This is a genomic window from Oricola sp. (genome assembly GCF_965230365.1).
GTDB lineage: Bacteria > Pseudomonadota > Alphaproteobacteria > Rhizobiales > Rhizobiaceae > Oricola.
Window position 1 is genome coordinate 1934100 of sequence record NZ_OZ246003.1, and the last position, 25758, is coordinate 1959857.

Consider the following 25758-nt stretch of genomic DNA (forward strand, 5'->3'; position numbering starts at 1 on the left):
ACATAGGCTTTCTTCTAGAGAGTTACTATCAGACGTCGCATACTCTCGAGTATAGGGAATTCTGATGCCTCTGGCTAGCAGTTGGCAATAGGAGTGCCAATTTTGATCTCCGATACCCGGAGCGGGATTAGAGCCGGCTTTTCAAACCTTCTCCAGCAACGCCTTCGCCTTCCCCTCGATCACCAACCGCGCATCCTGCTGCGGCTTCGACCGGGCGACCGCAGTGATCCCCTGTACAAAGTCGAAGACGCTCTCGGGCGGACGGCCTTCCTCGGCCAGCACCGTTTCGACGATCCGCCCCGCCTCCGCCTTCGAGAATCCGCGTTTGCGCAGGAAGTCCTGACGGTCCTCGTCCGACCGCGCGACGATCTTCTCGCGCGCGACGCGGATGCCGTCGATGAAGGGCGCGGGGGAGGACTCGGCGAAACGGCTGAGCGCCGGGGCGGCCTCGTGGGCGAAGCGGGAGGCGGCCCGGAACGATGTCCGGGAAAACAAGACTGCGCGCGCCGCTTCGTACCGCCCCGGCTTGGGGGTTCATCACCCAGGTGAGTTACCTGACACGACCGCCGGCTCTTCACTTTCGATCCGGGCGTTCGTCGCTCCAATCGGCAGATCGCTGCCGATGGACCGACCAGCGGTCGCGCACTCCTCACCCAACCGGGCACCGTCCCTCTTCCGGGCGGTCGGTTCTAGACCCGGCTTCCAAAAGAAGGCGGGAGGAATTGTAAGGGAGGTTTTGGGTCGGTGGACAAGTTTCTTGCGTCGGCGGCTCAGGGAGTTGGAACAGTGACGAATCCGAGTTGCATCCAACAAACCGCTTCAATCCAACCGGGAAACGCTCCGACGGGTTCATTGCATTCCGGCCAGATGCGAACAAACAGTGGAACGTATTATCTTCTCAGCGTTTTCAGATTCAATCATCGGCAGGACCATTATGCCGTGCATCGTGGCCCAAAGAGCCATTGTAGCGGTTGAAACCTGTGCTTCTGTGGCCTTGTCTGGTGCTGCATCTCGAAAAGCAGCTTTAAGCAATTCGAACGCATCAAACGCGCGATGCCGGAAGCGCTCATCCTCAGCATCCAGAAGATCAAGACGGAACATGACGCTGGCATATCCGGGCTCGGTCAATCCCATTTCGACATATGCCTTGCACATCAAGATGATGACTTCTTCAGGGTTGCAATCGCTCGCTGCGGTGGCTTCCATTTGCCTTGCGAGTCTTGTGAAGCCCTCCGTGGCAATGGCTGTCAATAGACCTCTGGCGCTGCCAAAATGGTGTGATGGCGCTGCAACGGTTACTCCTGCGCGTCGTGCAACCTGACGCAAACTGAAGCCTTCAACCCCACTTTCAGCTAACAACCTTGCGCCTTCTTTGATCAACGTGTCCGGAAGATCGCCGTGATGATAGGTCTCGCGAGTTTGGGTTTTGTTCGACATTTTCTCGATAAAGCACGGGCGAGTGGTTGACGCAATCTTAGCATCGTTTAGATATGCATTTAAACAATGTTCAAATGCCGGGTGTCCCGATGAGACTTGCTTTTCAAGTCGCGCTCCTTGTGGCGGCTTTCATTCCCTTTCTTCTGGGCGCCATGTCCTTGTTCCAGGGGGCGGCCCGCCTGCTCCCAAATGAGCTGATTACAACGGAGCTTGACGGTCAGGTCCGGTTTTGGGGCATCCGGTCGATGCTGCCATTTCTGCTCGCCATCTGGATCGTAGCGAATTTGGAAAAAGCATATGCCGTGCTTGTCATTATCCTTGCAGCTACGGCCGCAGGTGGTTTGGCTCGAGCATATGCAGCGGTTGAGTACGGCGCTCCGCAGCCGGCTCTTGTCGGTGTGATTGCATTTGAGATCGGAGCGGTTTTGTTTATCCCGTGGTATCGTTCAGTTATGCGGCAGGCTAAGAAAAACTACTCTTAGAGCCCGCGTAAATGAAAACTCTTCTCATGTCTGCTTTGGGTTGCATCGAGATGATATGATCGGGTGGAGCCGGTCGGTTTCACCCCGTGCCTAATCGGGATCGGACCCTGGTGTAAGGTCCAGACTCATTCAAACTCAGAACGCGATGAGAATGGTGCGCGCGCCGCGCAATGTCGGAACCGTCGACTGCCATGACAGAGCTTCTACCCGATCCGCATCCGGAGAAATCCTGGCCGAGGAATTCCCGAAGCCGATGAAACTCAGCCAGAACGCGCTTGCGCATGCCGTGCATGTGCCGCCGCGCCGAACCAACGGGACCATACTCGGCAAGCGCGTCATCACCGCCGATACCGATTTGCGGCTGGCGCGCCATTTCGGCATGTCGGAAGGATTTATCCTTGGCCTGCAGGCGGACTTCGACCTCATGCGGCGCCGCCGCGAGATCGGTGGGATTCTCGAAACCATCGAGCCGACAGCGGCATAGCAGATTCCACCTCACTCCATCCGCCGGTCGCTTTCGGTCAGCGGGTGGAAGCAGGCGAAGGCCTGCGCGCCGTCGCGGTGAAGTGGCGGTTCGTCGCGCCGGCAGTCGTCACCGGCCTTCCAGCAGCGCGGGTTGAAGCCGCAGCCGCGCGGCGGAGCGAGCGGCGAGGGCAATTCACCCGAAAGCCTGATGCGGTGCTTCTTGTGCGCCGGATCGGCAATCGGCGTCGCCGACAGGAGCGCGGCGGTGTAGGGGTGGCGCGGCGCGGCGAAGACATCCTCCGCCGTTCCGTATTCGACCGGCTTGCCGAGATACATGACCATGATGTCGTTGGCGATGTGGCGCACCACCGAGAGGTCGTGGCTGATGAACAGATAGGCGAGGCCGAGTTCGCGCTGCAGGTCCATCAGGATGTTGAGCACCTGCGCCTGGATCGACACGTCGAGTGCGGAGACCGGCTCGTCGAGGACGAGGATCTTCGGGTTGAGCATCAACGCGCGGGCAATGGCAATGCGCTGGCGCTGGCCGCCGGAAAACATGTGCGGATAGCGTTCGTAGTGCTCGGTGCGCAGGCCGACGCGGTCCATCATCTCGAACGCCTTGCGCTTGCGGGTGGCCGCGTCGTCGCTCGTGTTGATCTTCAGCGGCTCCTCGAGGATGGCGCCGACCTTCTGGCGCGGATTGAGCGAGCCGTACGGGTTCTGGAAGACGATCTGCATCTTGCGGCGCAAGGACGCGCTCGAGGCGGTGACCGGCTCGCCGTCGATCAACAGGCTGCCGGCGGTCGGCGCTTCGATCATGGTGACGAGGCGGGCGAGCGTGGACTTGCCGCAGCCGGATTCGCCGACAATGGCCAGCGTCTTGCCGGCTTCCAGCGAGAAGCTGACGCCGTTCAGCGCCCTGACCACGCCGGGCTTGCCGAACATGCCGCCGCCGACATCGTAAAAGCGCTGCAGGTCGTGCGCCTCGACGACGATTTCGCCGGCTGTCGCAGGTCGCGCCATCGTGACGTCGCTCATCGGTCCGCCTCCTCTCCGGCATGGTCCGGATGGTGCGCCGGTATCCCGTTTTCGAGCGGGTAGTTGCAGAGCGCGGATCCGTAGCGTGCGTTCTGGCGCGCGGCGGCGCGGTGGCACCGGTCAGTCGCGTAACCGCAACGCGGCGAGAACAGGCAGCCTTCGGGCCGGTCCGAAAGACCGGGCACGACGCCGGGGATGGACGGCAGCTTGCCATGCCGGGTGGCGCGCTCCGGCAATGCCGACAGAAGCGCCTGCGTGTAGGGGTGATGCGGGTTTTCAAACAGCGGGCCGACCGCCTGTTCCTCGACTTTCTGGCCGGCATATTGCACCTGCACGCGCTCGGCGGTCTCGGCGACAACGCCCATGTCGTGGGTGATCAGGATCAGCCCCATGTGGTGCTGCTTCTGCAGGTCGATCAACAGGTCGAGGATTTGCGCCTGTATTGTGACATCGAGCGCGGTCGTCGGCTCGTCGGCGATCAGCAGCTTGGGATTGCAGGCCAGCGACATGGCGATCATGACCCGCTGGCTCATCCCGCCGGACAGCTGGTGCGGGAACTGAGACAGCCGGCTTTCGGGCGCCGGGATGCCGACAAGGTTCAACAGTTCGACGGCACGGGCGCGACGTTCTGCCCGGTTGAGACCGAGGTGGATGCGCAGCATCTCGCCGATCTGGAAGCCGACGGTAAAGCACGGATTGAGGCTGGACATCGGCTCCTGGAAGATCATCGCGATGTCCTTGCCGATGATGCGCCGGCGGTCGCGCGGTGCGATCGACAGCATGTCGCGGCCGTCGAATTGCAGGCGGTCGGCGGTGACGTTCGCCGTCCAGGGCAGGAGCCCCATCAGCGCCAGCATCAGAACGGATTTGCCGGAGCCGGATTCGCCGACGATCGACAGGATCTCGCCGCGGTCGCAGGTCAGCGACACGCTGTCGACCGCCTTGAAAGGGCCGGCGGAGGTCTTGAAAGCGACGGTGAGGTTTTCGATTTCGAGGAGAGGCATGTTTTCACCTTCCCAATTGCCGGGAGGCCGCATTGCGGGCGGTTTGAAAATCAATCGCAAAATGACTATATTGGGGACACGAGAAACTCATGGAGTTCCCTCCGATGAAGATTGTTCGTCAGTCGGGTGAACAAAAGCCCGCGAACCAGAAGCCTCTCCCTGTACCAGGGGAGTTTGGGCCGGCTCCGTTTTATTGATTTGCTGAGTTCGCAGTTGCGCCTTTCGGTGTGACAGGCGCATGGATACTTCCCGATCCAGCGCATTTTCCAGTTCGTGCAGGCATTTCTCAGCCATCTCGACCGCCCGGTGTTTCGACAGCTCGAAATGTTCGAGCAGCGCTTGTTTGCGATCCATGCCGAGCGCGGCGTATTGCGGCGTTCTCATGTCATCGGCCATCTGATCGATGAGGTTCATTTGCCGGTAGAACCGGACAATCAGCTCGATCTCCTTGGGATCCAGAATAACGAGATCGGCCGCTACTTTCTCCATCAGGAAATAACCGCTCGCTGACGTCACAAAAGGCGTGAAATCCCGATAGGACGCGCGATAGTCGTCGAATGTCGCGCGCACGCGTTCCAGGCGCCGGTCGATGTCACCGAACAGGAACAATTGCGTCCAGATCGCATCGATCTCGCTCCATAGCGCGAGCTGAAGATCGTGTTTTCGTTCTTCCCGAAGTTCCTCCCGATCCCGACGCTCCTTTGTCTTGTTACGCCACCAGGTCCAGATACCGATCGAGCCAGTCAGTACGACGCCGAGGAAACTGAAGGCACCCGCGATCAACGCTCCCTGGGCGTGGGGACTGGCCAGTCCGAGCGATTGGAAAAGCGCCCCGAACACCGTGTCAGCTCTTCAGTTTCGGATCGAGCGCGTCGCGCAGGCCGTCGCCCATCAGGTTGATGGCCAGCACGGTGATCAGGATGGCGAGGCCGGGAAAAGTGACGACCCACCAGGCGCGCAGGATGAATTCGCGCGCCTCGGCCAGCATGGTGCCCCATTCCGGCGTTGGCGGCTGCGCGCCCATGCCGAGGAAACCGAGGGCCGCGGCGTCGAGGATGGCATTGGAAAAGGACAGCGTCGCCTGGACGATCAGCGGTCCGAGGCAATTGGGCAGGATGGTGACGAACATCAGCCGAAAGACGCCGGCGCCGGCGACGCGCGCCGAGATGACATATTCGCGCTCGCGCTCGGCCAGCACCGAGGCGCGTGTCAGGCGAACGAAATGCGGTTGCAGGATGAGCGCGATGGCGATCATGGCGTTCATCAGGCCGGGGCCGAGGATGGCAACGAGGACCAGCGCCAGCAACAGCGAGGGAAAGGCCAGGATGACGTCCATCACCCGCATGATGGCGGTATCGACCCAGCCGCGGAAGAAACCCGCGACCAGGCCGACCATGACGCCGACCGAGACCGAGATCGCCACCACGACAACCCCGATGAACAGCGAGAAGCGCGCGCCGTAGATCAGCCGCGACAGGATGTCGCGCCCGACCGCATCGGTGCCGAGCGGGTAGGTCAGCGTGCCGCCTTCCATCCAGAACGGCGGCAGAAGCAGGAAGCCGCGGTTCTGCAGGCTGGGGCTGTGCGGGGCGATCAGCGGCGCGAAGACGGCGATAAACACGATCGTGACGAAGACATAGAGGCCGAGCACGGCGCCCTTGTTCTGGCTGAAGTAGAACCAGAACTCGCGCAGCATGGCGAGCCGCATCTGCCAGGCGCTGGTCTGCGGATCGGCGTTTTCTGCCGTTCGTGTTTCCACCTGGGTCATGCGGTCACCTTCGGATGCGCGGATTGATGAGGCCGTAGAGGACGTCGACCAGCAGGTTGACCAGCATGATGATGCTGGCGATCAGGAGCAGGCCGCCCTGGACGACCTCGTAGTCGCGCTTGAACACCGAATCGACCATCCACTTGCCGATCCCCGGCCATGAGAAGATCGTCTCGGTGAGGATGGCGCCGGCGAGCAGCACCCCGACCTGCAGGCCGATGGTGGTGACGACGGGGATGAGGGCGTTTCTGAGCGCATGCAACCCGATCACCCGGCGCGGCGCCAGGCCCTTGGAGCGGGCGGTGCGCACATAGTCCTCGCCCAGCACTTCCAGCATGGCCGAACGGGTCTGCCGGGCGATGACGGCAAGCGGGATCGTCGCCAGCACGACCGCCGGCAGGATGAGGTGGCTGGCGGCCGAGCGGAACGCGCCTTCCTGACCCGACAGGAGGCTGTCGATCAGCATGAAGCCAGTCACCTGCGGAAAGAAGTAGAGCAGGGAGATGCGTCCGGAGACCGGGGTCAGCTGCAGGTAGCCGGAAAAGAAGATGATCAGCAGCAGACCCCACCAGAAGATCGGCATGGAATAGCCGATCAGCGCGACCGACATGATCGACTGGTCGAACCACGAGCCGCGCTTGACGGCGGCCAGGACGCCGGCCGGGACGCCGATGGAAACGGCCAGGATGATGGCGCAGAGCGACAGTTCCAGCGTCGCCGGAAACAGCGTGAAGAATTCCTGCAGCACCGGGCGCTTGGTAACGATGGAGGTGCCGAAATCACCCTGCAGGATGTCGAAGACATAGTCGAAATACTGCACCAGCAGCGGCCGGTCGAAGCCGTAGACGGCCTGCAGTTCGGCATAGCGTTCGTCCGACATGCCGCGCTCGCCGGCCAGAAGCATGATCGGATCGCCCGGCAGCAGGCGGATGAACGAGAACGAAACAATCGAGACGCCGACGAAGGTCGGCACAAGCAAGGCAAGGCGATAGAGAAAGAACTGAAACATCGAATTCGTCATCTCACCGGCGCGGGCGAACGGACCGGCCATGCGGCCGCCCGATGCCGGAGCGGCACTGCCCCTTACGGGAGGGGCAGTGCCAGGTTGCGATTACTGAAGGTCGACGCCGTCGAACCAGTGGCCGCCAAGCGGGTCCATCACATAGCCAGTGACGTTTGAGCGCATCGGCATGTGGACGATGGAGTGGGCGATGGTCGCCCAGGGCGCCTCGCGCTTGAACACCGCCTGCGCCTGTTTGTAGAGCGCGGCGCGTTCCTCCTGGGTGCCGGCCTTGGCCTTCATGACGAGATCGTTGAATTCCTCGTCGCACCACTGGGCGCGGTTGGAGCCGCCGACCGCGTCGCAGCCGAGCAGGACGGCGAGGAAGTTGTCCGGGTCGCCGTTGTCGCCGGTCCAGCCGAGCAGCACCGCACCGTCGCGGTCGAGCTCCTTGGAGCGGGCAAGATATTCGCCCCACTCATAGGAGACGATCTCGACGCTGACGCCGATCTTGGAGAAATCCTCCTGGATGACTTCGGCCATGCGGCGCGCATTCGGGTTGTAGGGCCGCTGCACGGGCATCGCCCAGATCTTCATCGACAGGCCTGCCGCTCCGGCTTCATCGAGCATCGCCTTGGCGGCATCGGGATCGTAGGGATCGTCGACGGTGCCGGTATCGTAGGACCACATGGTCGGCGGGATCGGGTTCTTGGCCGCCTGGCCGGCGCCCTGGAACACCGCGTCGAGGATCGCCTGCTTGTTGATCGCCATGTTGAGCGCCTTGCGCACCTGGGCGTTGTCGAACGGCGCGATGCGGGTGTTGTAGGCGAGGTATCCGACGTTGAGGCCTTCCTGCTCCATCACGGTGATGTTCGGATCATCCTGAAGCGACTGGATGTCGGCCGGGTTCGGGTAGGGCATGACATGGCATTCGCCGGCGGACAGCTTCTGCTTGCGGACCGCATTGTCGGTGGTGATGGCGAAGACCAGGTCGTCGATGGGTTGTTTGCCGTCCCAATAGTCGGGATGGGCCTTGTAGCGGATGACCGCATCCGGCTGATAGGCGACGAACTGAAACGGCCCGGTGCCGAGCGGTTTCTGGTTCAGATCGGACTGGTTGCCGGCACCGGCCAGGGCGTCCGCGTATTCCTTGGAGAATACCGACGCGAAATCCATCGCGAGGTTGGCGATGAACGGCGCTTCCGGCCGGTTGAGCACGAACTTGACCGTCATGTCGTCGACCTTCTCGATCGACTTGATGAGGTCCGGCATCGACATGCCGTTGAAATACTCCCAACTCGCCCCGTCGACATAGGCATGGTACGGATTGTCTTCATTCAACTGCCGCTCGAACGTGAAGATCACGTCATCGGCATTGAAATCGCGGGTCGGCGAGAAGAAGTCCGTGGTGTGGAACTTGGTGCCGGCGCGCAGCTTGAACGTGTACTCAAGGCCGTCGTCGGAAACTTCCCAGCTCTCGGCCAGTCCGGGCTGGACCTCGGTCGTGCCGCGCTTGAACTCGACCAGGCGGTTGTAGATCGGCTTCGACGACGCATCGAACGTCGTGCCGGCGGTGTAAAGCGCAGGGTCGAAACCCTCGGGCGAGCCTTCCGAACAGTAGACGAGCGTCTTGGCATTCGCGGTTGCAGCAAGTCCAATGCTCAAAGCGGTCGCCGCAAGCAACATCGTTACAGTCTTGCTTGTCATGGTTTCTCCCTTTCGTCGTAAAGCTGTACGCCTGACCTGAATCGCAACGTCAAAGCGCAATGGGGCATGTGCAATTACGAGTAATCGCGACAGCTACGAAGCAGAAACCAAATTTGCTCTGTTGGCAACGCCAATTTGGAATGTAAAACCGCTGCGGAAGGGGCGGCATGCCGAAAAGGTAAGCGAATACCTTCTCCAAAGTGGAGGGTAGATGTATACTTTTTGGTGTTCTCCGCAGCGATTTGTATAGCGCGATCCGAAGGCAAGTCAAGTTGCGCTGAATCTGCAACATATTTTCCGTCGTCTTTTGCCCTGGCGGGGCGTCATATTCCGCAAGTCATTGAATTACATTTATTAACACTTGGTCGATGCCTCCCGCAGTGCAGCAACGATTTCATTTGTAATCAGCGTATCAAGCTGCTTCATTTGCGTCGGGAGGAACAGCGCTTGACCCAGTTTCGTGCGCTGGAAGCCGTTAAGGAAGCGGATTTTCTCAGGTCCAATGTATACAAGCTGCTGGCGGGAGGGCTATCCGCGCCGGCCGACGATGCGTATTTGACCGCCCTCCGGTGCCTTTGGGGAGACGGGACGAAATTCGGACGCGCGCTGGCAACGCTCAGGGATGCGGCGGAAGCAGCCGAACCCGGGCGCGCCGCCGCGACCGGGTGAAGCCAGAAGAGCAGAAGTTGGGCAGGGAACCGATTTTCATCAATCGGAAACGCAATCCCGACGGACGGCTCGATGGCTGAGCGGGAGAAGGAGCCGGGATTTCTGGCGCGCTGGTCGCGCCGCAAGCAATCCGTGCAAGCGGAGAAGGAGGCCGATGCGGTCCCGACGCCGCCGGAGGGTCCAGGAGAGAGTGCCGACGATGCCGATGCAAAATGGGATGCAGAACGCGCCGCCAACCGCGAAGCGGCCGAGGCTATGGATATCGACAGCCTGACCTACGAGGACGATTTCAAGGTATTCATGAAAGACGGCGTGCCTGACGCGCTGCGAAGGCGGGCCTATCGCAAGCTTTGGAGCTTCAATCCGGTGCTTGCCAATCTGGACGGTCTCAACGACTACGATGACGATTTCGGCAATCCGGCGGACATTGTTTACGCGTCGATCTGGAAGGTCGGGCGGGGATTCCTTTCCGATTCCGAATTGAAGGAGCAACACAAAAGCGGACGGGTGTCGACGGCGTGGGAGGCTGACGAGAAAGGCATTCCGCCGGATGCAGTGGCGAAGGCTGCTGATGAAGTCGAGCCGGTCGAGGCCGAGGCGATTCGTGAGCCCGAGGAGCCAGAGGCGCCGCCGCGGGTTGGGATCCGCAGCCGGCTGGGCGTCTGAGACATCTCAAACCGATGGATCGGCGAGGTGATTTCTCAGCATTTCCTTGTAGTTGTTCGACATTTCCTCAACGAATTTCTCATGTTCATCGACGGCGATCACATTTTTTGTGACGAAGGCGTTGTAGCGCGCGGCCGCACAGAGGAAGGCCATGTGGATATCGCTTGCGAGTGTCGCCTGGTTCTCGCGATTGGCGACATCGATGAACTTGTCTGCGAGCTTGAGAAAGTCCGCCGCGTCGAAGGCGGCTTCGCCGGCGGCCTTTGCGGCTCGCCGCTGCCTGCGGTTGGGTGGCTGGTTCATGTCTTCGTTCCGGTTGCACGGGCAAGCTACCCCATTGGAAGCCGCGGTCAAATGACCTATCTGGTTGCGAAACGGCCAGCATCAGGGGGCGACAGGTGACAATCGAAAAGGCGCAGGTTGTAGAGCAGTTGAAGCGGGTCAAGGGCCCCGACCTGACCGGCAATATCGTCGATCTTGGACTGGTTTCCGAAATCGTGGTGGCCGATGGCAAGGTGTTTTTCTCGATAACCGTTCCCGCGGACCGCGCCGAAGAACTGGAGCCGCTGCGCGAGGCAGCCGAGAAGGCGGCGCTCGGTGTCGACGGTGTTGAGAAGGCCTCTGTCGTGCTGACCGCCGCAAAGAGCGCCGGCAGTCCCAACCCGCAGGTTCGCCAGGCGCCATCCGCCGCGCAATCCGGTTCCGTTCCGCCGCCGATGGCGGGGCGCGCCGGGCAGGGCGCGGCGCAGCGCCCGAGCAAACCAGCCGGGGTTCCCGGTATCGACGCCATCGTGGCGGTCGCGTCCGGCAAGGGCGGCGTCGGCAAGTCCACGACCTCGGTCAACCTGGCGCTCGGGTTACAGAATCTAGGGCTGAAGGTGGGAATACTCGACGCCGACATCTACGGGCCGTCAATGCCGCGACTGCTGCGGATATCGGGGCGCCCGCAGACGGTTTCGGGCCGTATCCTGAAGCCGATGGAAGGCTATGGCCTGAAGGTGATGTCGATGGGGTTCCTGGTCGACGAGGAAACCCCGATGATCTGGCGCGGGCCGATGGTGATCTCGGCGCTCAACCAGATGCTTTCGGAAGTCGAATGGGGCGAACTCGACGTTCTTGTCGTCGACATGCCGCCAGGCACGGGCGATGCGCAGCTCACGATGGCGCAGAATGTCCCGCTGGCCGGCGCGGTTATCGTTTCGACACCGCAGGACCTGGCGCTCATCGATGCGCGCAAGGGCCTCAACATGTTCCGCAAGGTCGAAGTGCCGGTGCTCGGCATCGTCGAAAACATGAGCTACTTCGTGTGCGACAACTGCGGCACCCGGCACGACATCTTCGGCCATGGCGGCGCGAGGGCGGAGGCGGAGCGCATCGGCGTGCCGTTCCTCGGCGAGGTGCCGCTGACCATGGATATTCGCGAGAAATCGGATAGCGGCGCGCCGATCGTGGTGTCGGATCCCGAAAGCGCGAATGCCGAAAACTACCGGCAGATCGCGCAGCGCGTATGGGACCGTATCGGGCAGGAACGCAGCATGACGCAGGCACCCGCCATCGTCTTCGACTAGATTAGCGGTTTTTCTTCGCCGATGGCATGTCATGCACGGCAATTCCATGCCGGGCAGAGTTGCCACGCATCATATGATATGCATAATTTCCGTACTGATCGCGGATTTCGTAAATTATGCAGGATTTCTCGCAAGCGTTTGCGCTCGCTTTTCATCTCGTGGGATCGTTCGACCCGGACCTGATCGAGATCGTGTCGCTGTCCCTGAGGGTCAGCCTGACGGCGATGCTGTTTTCCTGCGCGATCGGGTTGCCGCTTGGCGCCTGGCTCGCCGTCTTCCGCTTTCCCGGCCGCGGCGTGACGATCATTCTGATCAACGCCCTGATGGGGCTGCCGCCGGTGGTGGTGGGGCTGATCGTCTATCTCAACTTCTCGCGCGCCGGGCCTTTCGGCTGGCTCGGCCTGCTCTACACGCCGACGGCGATGATCGTCGCGCAAACGATCCTCGTCACGCCGATCATCGCGGCGCTGTCGCGGCAGGTCCTGGAAGACCTGCACAACGAGTACTCCGAACAGCTGCGGTCGCTTAATGTCAGCCCGTTCGGCGAGACGACGACACTGCTGTGGGATGCCCGTTACTCGCTGCTGACCGTTGCGCTTGCGGGATTTGGCAGGGCGGTCGCGGAAGTTGGCGCCGTGATCATCGTCGGCGGGAATATCGATCATCTCACACGTGTCATGACGACCGCGATCGCGCTCGAAACGTCGAAGGGCGATCTGCCGCTGGCGCTGGCGCTCGGTATCGTGCTTCTGGCCATTGCGATCGGCATCAACGCCATGGTCATGGGACTGCGGGCAACCGCGGCGCGCTATGCCTATGCGTGAAGCGATATCGATCATGGCATTCGGCAAGGCATCGACAGCCGGCGAAGTCGAAGGCGCAGGCTCAGGGAGCGCCCTGTCGACGCGCGATCTGTCGCTGGAGGTTTCCGGCCGCCGGTTGATCGACAAGCTGACGCTCTCCTTGCCGCCGACCTCCATCACGATCGTGATGGGTCCGAATGGTGCCGGAAAGAGCCAGTTTCTGCGGCTTCTGCACGGTCTGGCGGTGCCGACTTCAGGCACTGTGTTTTGCTGCGGAACACCGTTGAGCGAAAGGCATCGGGCGCGTCAGGCCATGGTGTTCCAGAAGCCTGTCCTGCTGCGCCGGTCGGTCGCCGCAAACATCGATTACGCGCTCGCTGTCAACGGGCGCAGGAGCCGCCGCAGGCGCGAACTCCTGTTGGAGGCGATCGGCTTTACCGACAAGGCCAGCCAGCCGGCGCGGCTTCTGTCGGGCGGTGAGCAGCAACGTCTCGCCCTGGCGCGGGCATTGGCGACGGAGCCCGACACACTGTTTCTGGACGAGCCGACCGCGAGCCTCGATCCCGCGTCGGCGCAGACGATCGAACATATCGTGCGCGATGTCAGCGCGCAGGGCACGAAAATCGTTTTTGTCACGCACGATATCGGGCAGGCCAAACGGCTCGCCGGGGATGTCGTTTTCCTGCATCGCGGCAAGCTGGCGGAGCACTCGCCGGCGCCGCGCTTCTTCGCCCGACCGCGTTCGGAAGCGGCCAGGGCGTTTCTTGCCGGTCAGATCGTGATCTAGCGCATTCACCAAAGGGAGGTACATCATGAGTAGACACAGCATTTTCGCCGCGGTTCTCGCGCTCGGCGCTGTTGTTGCCGGTTCGGCAACCGCCAGCGAACAATCGATCCTTGTGCAGTCCACCACATCAACGGCGAATTCGGGCCTGTACGACTATCTGCTGCCGATCTTTCAGGAGAAGACCGGCATTCGTGTCGATGTCGTTGCGGTCGGGACCGGACAGGCGATCAAGAATGCGAAGAACTGCGACGCCGACGTGTTGCTGGTGCATGCCAAACCGGCCGAGGAGAAATTCGTCGCCGACGGTCACGGGATCAAGCGTTTCGACCTGATGTACAACGATTTCGTCATTGTCGGCCCGGCTGAGGATCCGGCCGGCGTCGCCGGATCGGGCAATGTGCTGGAAGCGCTGCAAACCATCGCCGACGCAAAGGCGATGTTCGCGTCGCGCGGTGACGATTCAGGGACCCACAAGGCGGAATTGCGTCTCTGGAAGGCTGCGGATATCGATCCGTCGACAGGCTCGGGCGAGTGGTATCGCGAGATGGGATCGGGCATGGGGGCGACGCTCAACGCCGGGGTTGGCATGGGCGCCTATGTGATGACCGATCGCGCAACCTGGATCAGTTTCAACAACAAGGGCGATTTCAAGGTCGCCGTCGAAGGCGACAGCAAGCTCTTCAACCAGTACGGGGTTATCCGCGTCAACGAAGAGCGGTGCCCGGACGCCAAGGTCGAGGCCGGCCAGCGCTTTGTCGACTGGCTGATTTCCGATGCCGGACAATCGGCTATCGCGAATTTCAAGGTCGGGGGACAGGCGCTGTTCTTTCCCAACGCCAAGACCGGCGAGATGTGACGTTCTGACCGCCGTCGCTCAACGGGCGTTGTAGAGGATCTTGCCGACCGCGGACATGTCGTATCCCGGCATCGCCGCGGCCTTCTTCCGGAAGTCTTCCGACCGGCAAAAGTCCAGGAACGTCTGGAAGGGCTGGTCGAACCAGTCGGCACGGCTGACCACAAGGTCGTAGCGCTCGTCGACAAGGGCGGTGAAATGCAGCCCGTGCTGCTGTGCGACGGCCTGCAGTCCGAATGTGACATCCGCCGAGCCATCCAAGACGGCGAGCGCGGCGTCGATCTCCGTGCGCATGGGCGCGCAGTAGTCCAGCATGTCTTCGCGCAGGCCGGCTTCCGCCAGCAGGTGCAGGAACAGTTGCTGCGTCCCGGACTTCGGTTGCCGGGGCGCGATCCGGCGACCGGCCAGATCGGCAACCGATCTTGCGCGGCGCTCGTCGTCCGGGCTCGCGATCAGGCCGCGCGTACGATGCGCCCAGGCGATCACCACGGCATCTCGGATCGCGGGCGCAGACGATACGAATGGCAGGTTCCAATCCGTACTGCGTGGATCGAACATGTGGATGCCGGCGGCGATGCCTTCGCGGTTGGCATAGCGCTCGAGCCCGTCCGCGCTGCCGTCGAACCAGGTCGCGATACCGCACTGCGATTCCCGCAATGCCCAATCGAGAAGCGGGTCATGGCTGCCGAGGAAAACAACCGGGCGCTGCTTTTCGGCGGGCGTTGAAGCAGGCGTACTGTTGCGCTCGAGCCATTCCGCAATCTCTTCCTTGGGGAACAGCAACTTTCCTGTCGCTTTCGTACAGGGGACGCTGCCGGAGTTCACGAGGTCGTAGACCTTGCGCTCCTTGATGCGTAGTAGCTCGGCGAGCTCCCTTGTCGTCAGATAGTTCGGCATTGGCTGATCGGTTTTTATGCGAGCCGATCATGCACAACCCTTCAGGTTCCGCAATCCGCAGTCGCGATTGATTTTCTTCGTTGGCTGTGTGACTTCGGTCTTCTGGCCGGGGAATGGATCGAGCATGGCACTGTTTCGGGTTACGGATTGGGACGACGCATACGCCAACGGCACCAACATACCGCAGGGCGACAACTGGCCCGATGCGTGGGTGTCGCCGGCAGCCGGCTTTCGGCAGCGCTGGGCGAAGAAGAAGCTCGATATCGCTTATGGAAAGCGCCCCCGCGAACTCTTCGATACGTTTCATCCAAGCGGCGCGGTCAAAGGGCTGTTTATATTCGTGCATGGTGGATACTGGGTACGGCTGGACAAGTCGTACTGGTCGCATCTGGCGGCGGGCGCGGTCGCCAACGGGTGGGCAGTCGCCATGCCGTCCTACCCGCTATGCCCGGAAGTGCGCGTGCGCGACATTGCCGTTTGCATCGCCGGCGCCGTGACCGAAGCGGCGCGATCCGTGAAAGGGCCGATCCGCTTGGCCGGCCATTCGGCGGGCGGCCAGATCGTGACCCGGCTGGTCAGCGAAAACACGCCAATGCGCCGCACGGTGCTGAAACGCATCGACCGTGTGATGTCGATCTCCGGGCTGCATGACCTTCGGCCTCTGTTGCAAACCAAAATGAACAAGGAGATCCGGCTGGATGACGAGGAATGCGCGGCGGAAAGCCCGGCGCTGCTGCGCCCGGCGTTCGAAGGCTCGCTGACGTGCTGGGTCGGCGCGAACGAACGCTCCGAGTTCGTGCGGCAGAACGCGCTGCTTGCCAATATCTGGCGCGGGCTGGGCGTCGCGACCGATGCTGTCGCGGAACCGGATCGGCATCACTTCGATGTCATCGACGGGCTGGCGGATCCGAAATCGCCGCTGTGCAGAGCCCTTTTCGGCTAGGTTGGGCGTCTGGCCGCGTTCAGAAAACGACGGTTCCCGGGTGTTTTGATGTCAGTCAATGCAAGACCTCTGTCCGAGTGTTTGTCTTACGCAGGGACAATCCGGACAGCAAGGGACCTGTAATATGACCGATTCCGAGAATGTGATTTGGCTTCAGGAAGCCGGCCGCAAGGACGTCGGCCGTGTCGGCGGCAAGAATTCGTCGCTTGGCGAAATGCTCAATACGCTCGGTACAAAGGGAATACGCGTGCCGGCAGGGTTCGCAACCACGTCGGACGCATATTGGAAATTCATCAAGGCCAATAGTCTGGAAGATTCCATTCGCGAGGCGATCGGACACTTTGTCGATGGCAGCATTTCGCTGTCGGATACCGGGCGCAGCGTTCGCGAGATGATCCTCAAGGCGCAGTGGCCGGAGGACGTGGCGAAGGATATTGTCGGGCACTACCAGCAACTATCCAAAAACGCGGGCCGCGAGAACCTTGACGTTGCCGTGCGCTCCAGCGCCACGGCGGAAGATTTGCCGGACGCCAGTTTTGCAGGTCAGCAGGAAACCTATCTGAATGTCAGCGGCGATGTAGAGCTGCTTGCCGCCTGCAAGCGCTGCTTTGCTTCATTGTTCACCGACCGCGCCATCAGCTACCGGCAGGTCAAGGGTTTCGACCACATGCAGGTGGCGCTTTCGATTGGCGTGCAACAGATGATCCGTTCCGACAAGGGCGGTTCCGGCGTCATGTTCTCGATCGACACCGAGACCGGATTCGACAAGGTGGTCGTGATCAACGCGGCCTGGGGCCTGGGCGAAAATGTCGTGCAGGGCGCGGTGGATCCGGACGAGTTCGTCGTCTTCAAGCCGCTGCTTTCCGATACGAGCCTGGCACCGATCGTTGAAAAGATGATGGGCGCGAAATCGATCAAGATGGTCTATTCGGCCGGCTCCGAGAAGACCAAGAACGTGCCGACCTCGCGCAAGGAGCGGGCGCTGTTCGTGCTGTCGGACGACGAAATCCTGACGCTGGCGCGCTGGGCCGTGATCATCGAGGAGCACTATGGCTGTCCGATGGACATGGAATGGGCCAAGGACGGCGAGGACGGCGACCTGTTCATTGTGCAGGCGCGCCCCGAAACCGTTCAGGCGAGACGCGACCAGTCGACCTTCAAAACCTACCAGATCACCAAGAAGGGCCCGACCCTGACCAAGGGTCTGTCGATTGGCGGGTCGGTGATCAACGGTCCGGTCTGCCTGATCGAAAGCCCGCAGGACATCGACAAGTTCGTCGACGGCAGCATCCTGGTCACCGGAACAACCGATCCGGACTGGGTGCCGATCATGAAGCGTGCGGCCGGCATCATCACCGATCATGGTGGTCGGACCTCGCATGCCGCGATCGTCAGCCGCGAACTTGGTGTTCCGGCCGTTGTCGGTACCGGCGACGCGACCCATGTGCTGCACTCCGAACAGGACGTGACACTGTCGTGTGCGGAAGGCGATGAGGGATTCGTCTACGAGGGATATGCGGAGTTCGAGGAGAAGACGGAGTCGCTGAACGACATTCCGCCGACCGCGACCCGCGTCATGCTCAACCTGGCCAATCCGTCCTCGGCGTTCCGCTGGTGGCAGATCCCGTCCGACGGTGTCGGGCTGGCGCGCATGGAGTTCGTGATCAACAACCAGATCCAGGTCCACCCGATGGCGCTGATCGAGTTCGACAAGGTCAGGGACGAAGAGGCGCGCGCCAAGATCGAGGAATTGACCGGCGACTATGACGACATGACGGAATACTTCGTCGACAAGCTGGCGCGCGGGCTCGCCCGGATCGCCGCGACAGTCTATCCGAAGCCGGTGATTGTGCGGATGAGCGACTTCAAGACGAACGAGTATGCAGGACTTCTGGGCGGCGCCGGCTTCGAGCCGGACGAGGAAAATCCGATGATCGGGTTCCGCGGCGCGTCGCGCTACTATTCCGATGCATACCGGGCGGGCTTTGCCCTGGAATGCCAGGCAATTGCGCGGTTGCGCAACCTGATGGGCTTCGACAACGTGATCATGATGATCCCGTTCTGCCGCTCGATGTCGGAAGCCGACAAGGTGCTCGACGTCATGGCCGAGAACGGGCTGCGCCGCGGCGAGCAGGGACTTCAAGTCTATGTGATGTGCGAGATCCCGGCCAACGTGGTGCTGGCCAAGGAGTTCGCATCGCGCTTCGACGGCTTCTCGATCGGCTCGAACGACCTGACCCAGCTCACGCTGGGGATCGACCGCGATTCCGACAAGCTGTCCGACCTGTTCGACGAACAGAACGATGCCGTGAAATGGATGATCGAGAACGTCATCCGCGAAGCGCATGAAGCGGGCGCGAAGGTCGGCCTCTGCGGCCAGGCGCCGAGCGACCATCCGGAATTTGCCCAGTTCCTGGTCGAGCAGGGCATCGACAGCATCTCGGTGACACCGGACAGCTTCATCGCGGTGAAGCAGCAGATCGCGAAAGCCGAAGGTACATCAAAGGCGGACGCCGCCTAGGGCTTGCGGCGCCTGACAATTCGCGCGATGCAACACACGATCGCGGAACGCGTTTCGCGATCGTGTCTGTTCAGGATGCTCCGGAGGATCGATCATGTCTCGCGTTCTCGCGATCGCGCTCAACCCAGCCATTGACGTTTCGTGCGACACAGAACATGTGCGCCCGACGCTCAAGACGCGAACGTCGAACCAGAGTTTTTACGCCGGTGGCGGCGGCACGAATGTGGCCCGCGTCATCGCAGAACTCGGCGGGTCTCCGGACTTACTCTATCTGGTTGGCGGCGAGACGGCGCCGCTGTTCGATCACGGATTGTCGGTCTACCGAATCAACTGTCACCGCTTCGAGATCAAAGACGCGACCCGTATCGCTTTCATGGTGCATGAGTTGCAGACGCGCTTCGAGTACCGTTTCGTTCCCGAAGGACCGAGCGTGACGGCGGACGAACTTGAACCGGTGCAGGATTTCGTTGCCGGCTTCGCGGGCGATTACGTGGTGGCGAGCGGAAGCCTGCCGCACGGCGCTCCATCCGACACTTACTGCCGGATGGCGGATGCTGTGGAAGCGCGCGGCGGACGGTTCGTGCTGGACACGTCTGGCGAAGCACTCACCGCAACGCTCGAGCATTCGCGCGTCTACCTGTTAAAGCCGAGCATGAGCGAGCTCGAAAAGTTCGTCGGCGAGCGGCTCGACGAAGTGACAGCCGGCGAGGCCGCGATGTCGCTGGTGCGGCGCGGCAATGTCGAGAACATCGCCGTTTCGATGGGCAAACATGGCGCGCTGCTGGCCAACAAGAACGGTGTCTACACGCTGCCTTCCATCAAGGTGCGGGAGCGGTCGGCGGTTGGCGCCGGCGACAGTTTTGTCGCGGCGATGGTCTGGCGGTTGATGCAGGGCGCCGACATTGCGGACGCGTTCCGCTACGGCCTCTGTGCGGGATCGGCCGCGGTCATGACTTCGGGTACCGAGCTTTGCCTCGCCGCCGATGTTCAACGGATCTACGAGACGAGTTTCAAACCGGCCGCCTAGAGCGCCGGGTTAGTCCTGCAAGGACTGCATCGGATAGCGTTCCGACACGGCAAGCGCTGCGCCGCGCAATCCGGCGTCGTTGGCCAGCATGACCTTGAGTGGTAGCGATTCCAGGAACTCAGCCTTGTCGCCCTTGTCGCGGAATAGCTGCTGGAATGCGGGCTTTCGCAGCGTGCGAAGGATCTTCGGCGACACGCCTCCACCCAGGAAGACGCCGCCGCGGGCGTTGAAGGCCAGCGCCATGTCGCCGGCAATGCGCGCCAGGATCGCGGCAAAGCAATCCAGAGCGTCTTCCGCGACCGCATCCTCGCCATCTCCGGCCAGTCGGGCAATGTCGGTCGCGGTCAGCGACACGGTATTCATGCCGGCCTCCGCGGTGAGCACCCGGTAGATTGCCTCCAGGCCACGCGCGGAAAGAACGTCGTGAAGTGGCGCGTAACCGAGCGCGTTGCGAAGGGCTTTCAGGACAGCGGTTTCGCGCACATTGGCTGCCGAAAACCCCATGTGCCCGGCGAAGCTGTCTATGGCGAGAGATCGGTCGGACTGGCGAATGAGCGCAGCGCAGCCGAAGCCGCTTCCCGGTCCGAGCACGAGCATGTTGCCGGCGGGGTCGGTGTCGCCCTCCTGCAGCGTGGCGAGGTCGTGCGCATTGAGATAGGGCAGGGCGAGCGCCTCGGCCTCGAAGTCGCTGACGAAGTGAATGCGTTTGACGCCGCAACTTTCGGCGATGTCGTCGCGGGTAAACGACCAGGGCGCGCGCGCCATCGTCACGGTGTTGCCAAAGACATCTCCGGCGATCGCAAAGCCGGCGGTCTTCGGCTTGTCGGGAATGGAATCCAGATAGTGGCGGATCGCATCCTGCAACGAAGAAAACAGCCATGTCTGAAACACCACGAATTGCGTGACGGACAGTTCGTCGACATCGCAGATCGCGAAACGCGCGTGGGTTCCGCCGATATCGCCGATCAGTGCCCTTCTATCACCAGCGCGCATGATGATCCTCCCTTGCTCGCTTCCCTGCGTCAGTTCGGCCAAATTAAGCATGGCTTCGCAAGATGTCCGTTGATTGCGATCAACGGATTGGGGTCGCGTTTCGAAAGGATGCGCGGCTGCGATGTGCGGCGACGGCTATTGAGCGCCATCAATGCCGCGCCTGCGGACGCGATTAGTCTGTTCGGCCGGGACGAGGTTATCCAAATGGCGTTCGACAACAGGACCGAGGCGGGCGCAAGGCTCGCCGCGCGGTTGGCGACAACGCGTCTTGATGATGCGATCGTGTTGGCGCTGCCACGCGGCGGCGTACCGGTCGGTGCGGAGATCGCAAAGCGCCTCGGCCTTCCGCTCGATGTGCTTCTGGTACGAAAGATCGGAGCACCCGGACAGCCGGAACTTGCCGTCGGCGCGGTCTCCAAGCGGAACCGGGTTCGCATCACGGTCAATCGCGACATCGCCTGCCAGCTCGGATTGAGCGACGAGGACGTGTCGCGGATGGGCGAAGAACAGGCCGCAGTCATCGAGCGGCGCAGGAAGGCCTTACTCGGAGATCGCTCCCCGCTCTTGCTAGATGGCAAAACAGTGATTGTCGTCGATGACGGCGTCGCCACCGGGGCGACGGCGCGGGCGGCCTTGCAGATCGTGCGGCAAGAGCGACCGGCCCGGTTGATCCTCGCTCTTCCGGTGGCGCCAGCCGATGGCCTGGAAGCCTTGTCGAAACTTGCCGATGAGGTCGTGTGCATTTCCACGCCGGCGCCATTCTTTTCGGTCGGCACGCATTACCGGGACTTCTCGCAGGTCAGCGACGCCGAAGTGATCGAGTTGCTGCGGCGCCTCGGCAGGCCGGGATTGCAGGACGTGAATGGGTCAGATGACCGACCGGGGCAACAGACTTGATAGCGGTCAATGAGGTGTCGTTGCGGCATGATATTTTTGTCATCAGGACGCCCACGTCAGCTTGGAGTGCCCCGAAATGCCCGCCAAACAATTGATGCTTGCGGCCATCGCGCTGCTTCTCGCCGCCATGATGCCGCCCGCCGTGGTCGCCGAAACGATCGGTGGCGATGTCTATTCGAGCGGTGCGGATGTCGCGCTGAGTTCAGGTTCGTCGCGCAATGCATTCGTGTCGGGGTTTTCAGCCAGTCTCGACAGTGAAGTCGCCGGCGACGGCCATGTGATGGGTTTCGACGTCGATGCGCGGTCCTCGACCGGGGGCGATCTTTATGCGATCGGCGCCAGTGTTTCGGTCACTGGCGACGTCGGGCGCGACCTGACAGCGAGCGGTTTCACGGTCCGGTTGCGGGAAGGTGGCCGCGTCGCCGGCAACGCGCGAATATCTGGCGGTTCGGTCAAGGTGTTTGGCCCGATCGGCGGCAGCCTCGTGGCGGCTGCAGGCCGAATTGAGATCGACGCAGTCATCGAAGGCGATGTCCGCATCGTCGCAGGCGAAGTCAGCTTCGGCGATGACGCCCGGATTGACGGGAAACTGGTGTATTCGTCACCGTCCAGCGTCAAAATCCCGGACTCGGTTATCGATCCTGAAAGGGTCACGTACTCGAAGATCACCCGGCCGGAAACATTCGAGGACCTGCATGGACAGTTCGGTGACGGCTGGTCTGTCTGGCCCTCGTTCTTCGTCATTTTGTTCGGATTCGTGCTGACGATCGCCTTCCTCGTGATGATCGCCGCCGTTCTGCTTGCCGTAATCCCGGCGTCCGCGGATCGCGCGCGCCAACAGGCATCCGAAGGGGCCGGTGCTTCGATGCTGGCGGGCTTCTTCGGACTTGCGATGCTTGTCGGTCTTGTACCGGTCAGTGCCATGACCTTGATAGGAATTCCGCTCATACCGGTCGCGTTGCTGCTGGTCGCGGCGGTCTGGATAGCGGGATATCTGCTTGGCGTTTATGCGGTCTCGCTTCGGGTCGCAGGTGCATTCGGCGGTTCCCCGGATAACCGATTGTCCGAACTGGCGGTGCTTGCCGCCGGCCTGGTCGCTTTCGCGATTCTGAACTTCGTTCCGTTCATCGGCTGGCTGATCAACTTCGCGGTGGTGCTGCTCGGGTTGGGCGCGATCGCCATCCTGACGACCACAAGCCTGTTTGAAGGAAATGCCGGACGACGGTCCGCGGGCCGGCAAGCCGAACCGGTGGCGCTTGATCCGGATGATCAGGTCAACAGCGGCGGCTGACTGCCGTTGCCCTCAGCCGGCCATCAGCCGGGTCAGGCTGTGTTGCTGAAGCAATGCGCGGGTAAAGCCCCCGAAAGTCCGATTGTGCGTCCGGCTTTGAGCATTGGCTCCGGCCACGACGAGGTCGACGCCCATTTGTGCAACGGCATCGACCAGCGCCTGGGGCCCGCTTCGATTTTGCAGCAGCAAGGCGCTCGCGCCAATATCGTGGCGGTTAAGGTAGCGAATGACGTCATTCAGGCTCTCGGCAAGGCGCGGGCGATCCGCATCCGTCACGGTCGCCACGATAACCCGGCGCGCCAGCCGCAGGAATGGCAGCGCGAAGGCAAGCGCTCTACGCGCCTCCGGCGAGTCCTTCCAGCCGACCAGCGCCGTCTCCGGGTGCCGGAAATGCGCGTCGGCGCCGACGAAGAGCACGGGCCTGCCGGCGCCGCAGACAAGCCGGGCCGCATCGACGTATCGATCGGGATCGGTTCGCCCGGTCCCGGATATCACGAGATCCGCGGACCTGGAGTTGCGAAGCAGCGCATCGGTGGGAAACCCTTCTTCCTGGCGCCACTGGGAGTTTGCGCCGGCGCCCGCGGTGGCGAAAAACTCGCACCGCAATTCCTCGAACCGCTTGCGCTGGCGAGATGGAATAACCGGCTCGCATTCGGGCCGCGACGAGGTGGGGGATTTAGCGTCCATCGGCGGCGCAGGTGTGGCGGAAAACCCGATCAAAAGCGAGTCCAGATCGCCAGCGAGATCGGACGCGAACCTCAATCTACCGGTGGCCGGCGCATCGAAGTCAAGGTGAACGAGGACGGTCGAATAGCACATTCGTCTCTCCGAATTGTGCGAAATCGCCATCGGAATTGTGGCTCAGCCGCGTCATCCGCATCGGCGATGTCCGCTCGGAAAGCTTTGAGTCTTCTCGGATTTCCGGCATTGATGGCTGTCAAAATGCGAGTTCGCCGACCATTCGCGATCCGGAGTTTTGAGCGCAGATGCGAATTATCATAGCCTCATGGGCACATATCGGTGCTAGTAAGGACCACTCGCGGTGCTCAGGCTCCTATGGGATTGCTGTGTGATAGGCTTGTAGCGATGAACGAATTTGCTTTCACGAAAGCCAGTTGTCCCAAATGCGATAACTGCCTTGTGCACAATCGCGCTATCTGCCGGGCAGCGAGCCAAGAGGCGCTGGAAGAACTCAATCGCATCTCCCACATCCGGCATTTCAACAAGGGCCAGGTCATCATCTCGCAGGGCGATGAATCCGATTTTGTCGGCAACATCATCAGCGGGATTGTCAAACTGACGAACATGTCGTCGTCCGGCCATCAGCAGATTGTCGGCTTGCAGTATCCGTCCGATTTCTTCGGGCGTGTCTATGCCGAAGAGGCGCGGTTTTCCTATGAAGGTGCGACCGATGTGACCCTTTGTTGCGTCGACCGGCATCAGTTCGAGTCTTTCCTCAAGCGAAGTCCGGAGGTCGAACACGAGCTGTTGATAACCGCGCTGGACGAACTCGATGCAATGCGCGAGTGGATGGCGATGGTCTCGTGCCACACGACGATGCAGCGTGTCGCCGCATTCTTCTATATCCTTTCGCGGCGGTCGACGACGCGGTTCTGCGGTGCACGCGACGGGCTCGAACACCGGGTGATCGCGCTGCCGATCGGCCGGCGCGATATCGCCGCATATCTGGGAACCACGCCGGAAACGCTGAGCAGGAACATCCAGACGCTTGTGCGCGACAACGTGATCGAGGCGATCGACATGAGCCATTTTGCCCTGCTCAACCCGACCGAACTGATCAATCGAACCGGCGAGACGCGCCAGGATCTGGAATCGATGACGGGCACAGCACGAGTGCTGTGACGTCTGAGCGATGGCACGGAAAGGCGGGTGAGGCGTGCTTCCACAGACCAGCCTTCCGGTCACGGCGCTGCTCTTTGCCGTCGCAGCGACGACCGTCTGGCTCAGCGGAAGCCGCCTTGTCGCCTACGCGGACGAAATATCCGACCGGCTGCGGATCGGCCGGGCGCTGATGGGGCTTGTGTTCCTGGCCGCGGCGACGTCGCTGCCGGAGATCGTCACCACCGGCATCGCGGCGGCCAATAACGCGCCGTCGCTGGCGCTCGGAAACCTCTTTGGGGGGATCACGCTGCAGTTCGCAATTCTGGCGGTTGCAGACGGCGTTGCCCGTGGTGCTCCGATCACGGCCTATCCCCGCAAGACGACCGCGATCGTCGAAGCGATCGCGATGGCCTTTCTGCTGGCGCTGCTGTTTGGCGTGCTGACCATCGGCGAAGGCGTTTTGGTCGGTCATGTCGGCGCCGGCGCCACCGTTCTGGGGATCGCCTATATCGGCATGATCGCAGTGTTGCGGTCGTATGACAGAAACGACCCCTGGACCCCGGTCGAAGTGCCGGAGGCCGGGCGGGCGGATACCGAGGGGGCATTTGTCAGCAGCTTTCCCGATACCTCGACCTTGCAGCTTCAACTGCGGTTTCTGCTGCTTGCGGCGACCATCTTCGGCGCGGGCGCGCTGACGGTCGAGATGGCCGGGCGTCTTGCCGTCCAGACCGGCCTGGGTACCGGCTTTATCGGCGTGACACTGCTCGCCGCCGTCACGTCGCTACCCGAGTTGAGCACGACGGTCGCCGCCGTGCGCATCGGCGCCTACACGATGGCCATCTCCAACATCTTCGGCAGCAACCTGCTGATGCTCGCGCTGGTCTGGCCTGCCGACATGCTCTATTCGAACGGCCCGATCCTGGAGCGGCTCGATCCGGTGCTGGCGGTGGCGCTGGTGTCGGGCTTGCTTGCCACGATCATCTACATGGCCGGGCTGGTACTGCGCACGCGGCGCAACCTTTTCGGGTTCGGTTACGACGCGCTGGCGGTGCTGGTTTTGCTGGCCGTTACGATGGTGCTTTATTGGCAGCGCGTTTGAC

At 61.9% G+C, this 25758-nt stretch carries 25 protein-coding genes and 2 pseudogenes; 15 read left to right on the top strand and 12 right to left on the bottom strand.

Annotated features, from left to right (window positions below; translation table 11 throughout):
* Positions 1 to 141: 141 nt before the first annotated feature.
* Positions 142 to 486 (bottom strand): annotated as a pseudogene (locus tag ACO06R_RS09280) (DUF932 domain-containing protein); the annotation flags it as partial.
* A gap of 363 nt (positions 487 to 849) precedes the next feature.
* Positions 850 to 1437, bottom strand: a complete 588-nt coding sequence (locus ACO06R_RS09285; protein WP_421858853.1) for a TetR/AcrR family transcriptional regulator — start codon at positions 1435 to 1437, stop codon at positions 850 to 852.
* 89 nt (positions 1438 to 1526) lie between these two features.
* Between ACO06R_RS09285 and ACO06R_RS09290 the strand changes: the two genes are divergently transcribed.
* Positions 1527 to 1919 carry a DUF4345 family protein gene (locus tag ACO06R_RS09290; RefSeq protein ID WP_421858856.1) on the top strand — a complete coding sequence of 131 codons (393 nt, stop codon included), beginning with the start codon at positions 1527 to 1529 and terminating at the stop codon, positions 1917 to 1919.
* Positions 1920 to 2089: 170 nt separating this feature from the next.
* Positions 2090 to 2403, top strand: a pseudogene (locus tag ACO06R_RS09295) (HigA family addiction module antitoxin).
* An 11-nt stretch (positions 2404 to 2414) separates the two neighbouring features.
* On the opposite strand, the gene ACO06R_RS09300 reads toward ACO06R_RS09295, so the two are convergent.
* The 6 genes from ACO06R_RS09300 to ACO06R_RS09325 all read right to left on the bottom strand — a co-directional run bounded on the left by ACO06R_RS09300 (position 2415) and on the right by ACO06R_RS09325 (position 8901).
* Positions 2415 to 3422: a dipeptide ABC transporter ATP-binding protein gene (locus tag ACO06R_RS09300; RefSeq protein WP_421858859.1), complete on the bottom strand. Its 1008-nt coding sequence runs from the start codon at positions 3420 to 3422 to the stop codon at positions 2415 to 2417.
* Positions 3419 to 4426, bottom strand: coding sequence for an ABC transporter ATP-binding protein (locus tag ACO06R_RS09305; RefSeq protein WP_421858861.1), 1008 nt, complete (start codon positions 4424 to 4426; stop codon positions 3419 to 3421). The genes ACO06R_RS09300 and ACO06R_RS09305 overlap by 4 nt, the downstream gene beginning before the upstream one ends.
* Before the next feature lie 87 nt (positions 4427 to 4513).
* On the bottom strand, positions 4514 to 5266 hold the full coding sequence (locus ACO06R_RS09310; RefSeq protein WP_421858863.1) for a hypothetical protein: 753 nt from the start codon (positions 5264 to 5266) through the stop codon (positions 4514 to 4516).
* 4 nt (positions 5267 to 5270) lie between these two features.
* Positions 5271 to 6134, bottom strand: a complete 864-nt coding sequence (locus ACO06R_RS09315; protein WP_421859313.1) for an ABC transporter permease subunit — start codon at positions 6132 to 6134, stop codon at positions 5271 to 5273.
* 64 nt (positions 6135 to 6198) lie between these two features.
* Entirely contained in the window at positions 6199 to 7203 is a 1005-nt protein-coding gene (locus ACO06R_RS09320) for an ABC transporter permease subunit (protein WP_421859315.1), read from the bottom strand.
* Between the two features lie 102 nt (positions 7204 to 7305).
* Positions 7306 to 8901 carry an ABC transporter substrate-binding protein gene (locus tag ACO06R_RS09325; RefSeq protein ID WP_421858865.1) on the bottom strand — a complete coding sequence of 532 codons (1596 nt, stop codon included), beginning with the start codon at positions 8899 to 8901 and terminating at the stop codon, positions 7306 to 7308.
* A gap of 447 nt (positions 8902 to 9348) precedes the next feature.
* Between ACO06R_RS09325 and ACO06R_RS09330 the strand changes: the two genes are divergently transcribed.
* Positions 9349 to 9570, top strand: coding sequence for a hypothetical protein (locus ACO06R_RS09330; RefSeq protein WP_421858868.1), 222 nt, complete (start codon positions 9349 to 9351; stop codon positions 9568 to 9570).
* Positions 9571 to 9642: 72 nt separating this feature from the next.
* Positions 9643 to 10236, top strand: coding sequence for a DUF3306 domain-containing protein (locus tag ACO06R_RS09335; RefSeq protein ID WP_421858871.1), 594 nt, complete (start codon positions 9643 to 9645; stop codon positions 10234 to 10236).
* Positions 10237 to 10242: 6 nt separating this feature from the next.
* Here the strand turns inward: ACO06R_RS09335 and ACO06R_RS09340 are convergent, their stop codons facing one another.
* A complete protein-coding gene (locus ACO06R_RS09340; protein ID WP_421858874.1) occupies positions 10243 to 10539 on the bottom strand; it encodes a DUF3144 domain-containing protein in 297 nt (98 codons plus the stop codon).
* 95 nt (positions 10540 to 10634) lie between these two features.
* On the opposite strand from ACO06R_RS09340, the gene ACO06R_RS09345 reads away from it, so the two are divergent.
* From ACO06R_RS09345 to ACO06R_RS09360, 4 genes are all read left to right on the top strand, one after another.
* Entirely contained in the window at positions 10635 to 11804 is a 1170-nt protein-coding gene (locus tag ACO06R_RS09345; RefSeq protein WP_421858876.1) for an Mrp/NBP35 family ATP-binding protein, read from the top strand.
* 116 nt (positions 11805 to 11920) lie between these two features.
* Positions 11921 to 12628, top strand: a complete 708-nt coding sequence (locus ACO06R_RS09350; RefSeq protein WP_421858878.1) for an ABC transporter permease — start codon at positions 11921 to 11923, stop codon at positions 12626 to 12628.
* Complete coding sequence (locus tag ACO06R_RS09355; protein ID WP_421858880.1) at positions 12621 to 13394, top strand: ATP-binding cassette domain-containing protein; 774 nt, start codon at positions 12621 to 12623, stop codon at positions 13392 to 13394. The genes ACO06R_RS09350 and ACO06R_RS09355 overlap by 8 nt, the downstream gene beginning before the upstream one ends.
* A gap of 25 nt (positions 13395 to 13419) precedes the next feature.
* Entirely contained in the window at positions 13420 to 14250 is an 831-nt protein-coding gene (locus tag ACO06R_RS09360; protein ID WP_421858882.1) for a substrate-binding domain-containing protein, read from the top strand.
* Between the two features lie 18 nt (positions 14251 to 14268).
* Here the strand turns inward: ACO06R_RS09360 and ACO06R_RS09365 are convergent, their stop codons facing one another.
* Complete coding sequence (locus ACO06R_RS09365; RefSeq protein ID WP_421858884.1) at positions 14269 to 15144, bottom strand: substrate-binding domain-containing protein; 876 nt, start codon at positions 15142 to 15144, stop codon at positions 14269 to 14271.
* 124 nt (positions 15145 to 15268) lie between these two features.
* Between ACO06R_RS09365 and ACO06R_RS09370 the strand changes: the two genes are divergently transcribed.
* The 3 genes from ACO06R_RS09370 to ACO06R_RS09380 all read left to right on the top strand — a co-directional run bounded on the left by ACO06R_RS09370 (position 15269) and on the right by ACO06R_RS09380 (position 19635).
* A complete protein-coding gene (locus ACO06R_RS09370; protein ID WP_421858887.1) occupies positions 15269 to 16087 on the top strand; it encodes an alpha/beta hydrolase in 819 nt (272 codons plus the stop codon).
* A 124-nt stretch (positions 16088 to 16211) separates the two neighbouring features.
* Entirely contained in the window at positions 16212 to 18608 is a 2397-nt protein-coding gene (gene ppsA, locus ACO06R_RS09375; RefSeq protein WP_421858890.1) for a phosphoenolpyruvate synthase, read from the top strand.
* A gap of 94 nt (positions 18609 to 18702) precedes the next feature.
* Positions 18703 to 19635, top strand: coding sequence for a 1-phosphofructokinase family hexose kinase (locus ACO06R_RS09380; RefSeq protein ID WP_421858893.1), 933 nt, complete (start codon positions 18703 to 18705; stop codon positions 19633 to 19635).
* A gap of 9 nt (positions 19636 to 19644) precedes the next feature.
* Here the strand turns inward: ACO06R_RS09380 and ACO06R_RS09385 are convergent, their stop codons facing one another.
* Complete coding sequence (locus tag ACO06R_RS09385) at positions 19645 to 20628, bottom strand: ROK family protein (protein ID WP_421858896.1); 984 nt, start codon at positions 20626 to 20628, stop codon at positions 19645 to 19647.
* A 204-nt stretch (positions 20629 to 20832) separates the two neighbouring features.
* Between ACO06R_RS09385 and ACO06R_RS09390 the strand changes: the two genes are divergently transcribed.
* Both ACO06R_RS09390 and ACO06R_RS09395 read left to right on the top strand, forming a co-directional pair.
* Positions 20833 to 21525 carry a phosphoribosyltransferase gene (locus ACO06R_RS09390; protein WP_421858899.1) on the top strand — a complete coding sequence of 231 codons (693 nt, stop codon included), beginning with the start codon at positions 20833 to 20835 and terminating at the stop codon, positions 21523 to 21525.
* 76 nt (positions 21526 to 21601) lie between these two features.
* Positions 21602 to 22816 carry a hypothetical protein gene (locus ACO06R_RS09395; RefSeq protein WP_421858902.1) on the top strand — a complete coding sequence of 405 codons (1215 nt, stop codon included), beginning with the start codon at positions 21602 to 21604 and terminating at the stop codon, positions 22814 to 22816.
* A 12-nt stretch (positions 22817 to 22828) separates the two neighbouring features.
* On the opposite strand, the gene ACO06R_RS09400 is transcribed toward ACO06R_RS09395, so the two are convergent.
* A complete protein-coding gene (locus tag ACO06R_RS09400; protein ID WP_421858905.1) occupies positions 22829 to 23536 on the bottom strand; it encodes a universal stress protein in 708 nt (235 codons plus the stop codon).
* Positions 23537 to 23902: 366 nt separating this feature from the next.
* Between ACO06R_RS09400 and ACO06R_RS09405 the strand changes: the two genes are divergently transcribed.
* Positions 23903 to 24679 carry a Crp/Fnr family transcriptional regulator gene (locus tag ACO06R_RS09405; RefSeq protein ID WP_421858908.1) on the top strand — a complete coding sequence of 259 codons (777 nt, stop codon included), beginning with the start codon at positions 23903 to 23905 and terminating at the stop codon, positions 24677 to 24679.
* 34 nt (positions 24680 to 24713) lie between these two features.
* On the top strand, positions 24714 to 25757 hold the full coding sequence (locus tag ACO06R_RS09410) for a sodium:calcium antiporter (RefSeq protein ID WP_421858911.1): 1044 nt from the start codon (positions 24714 to 24716) through the stop codon (positions 25755 to 25757).
* Position 25758: the final 1 nt, after the last annotated feature.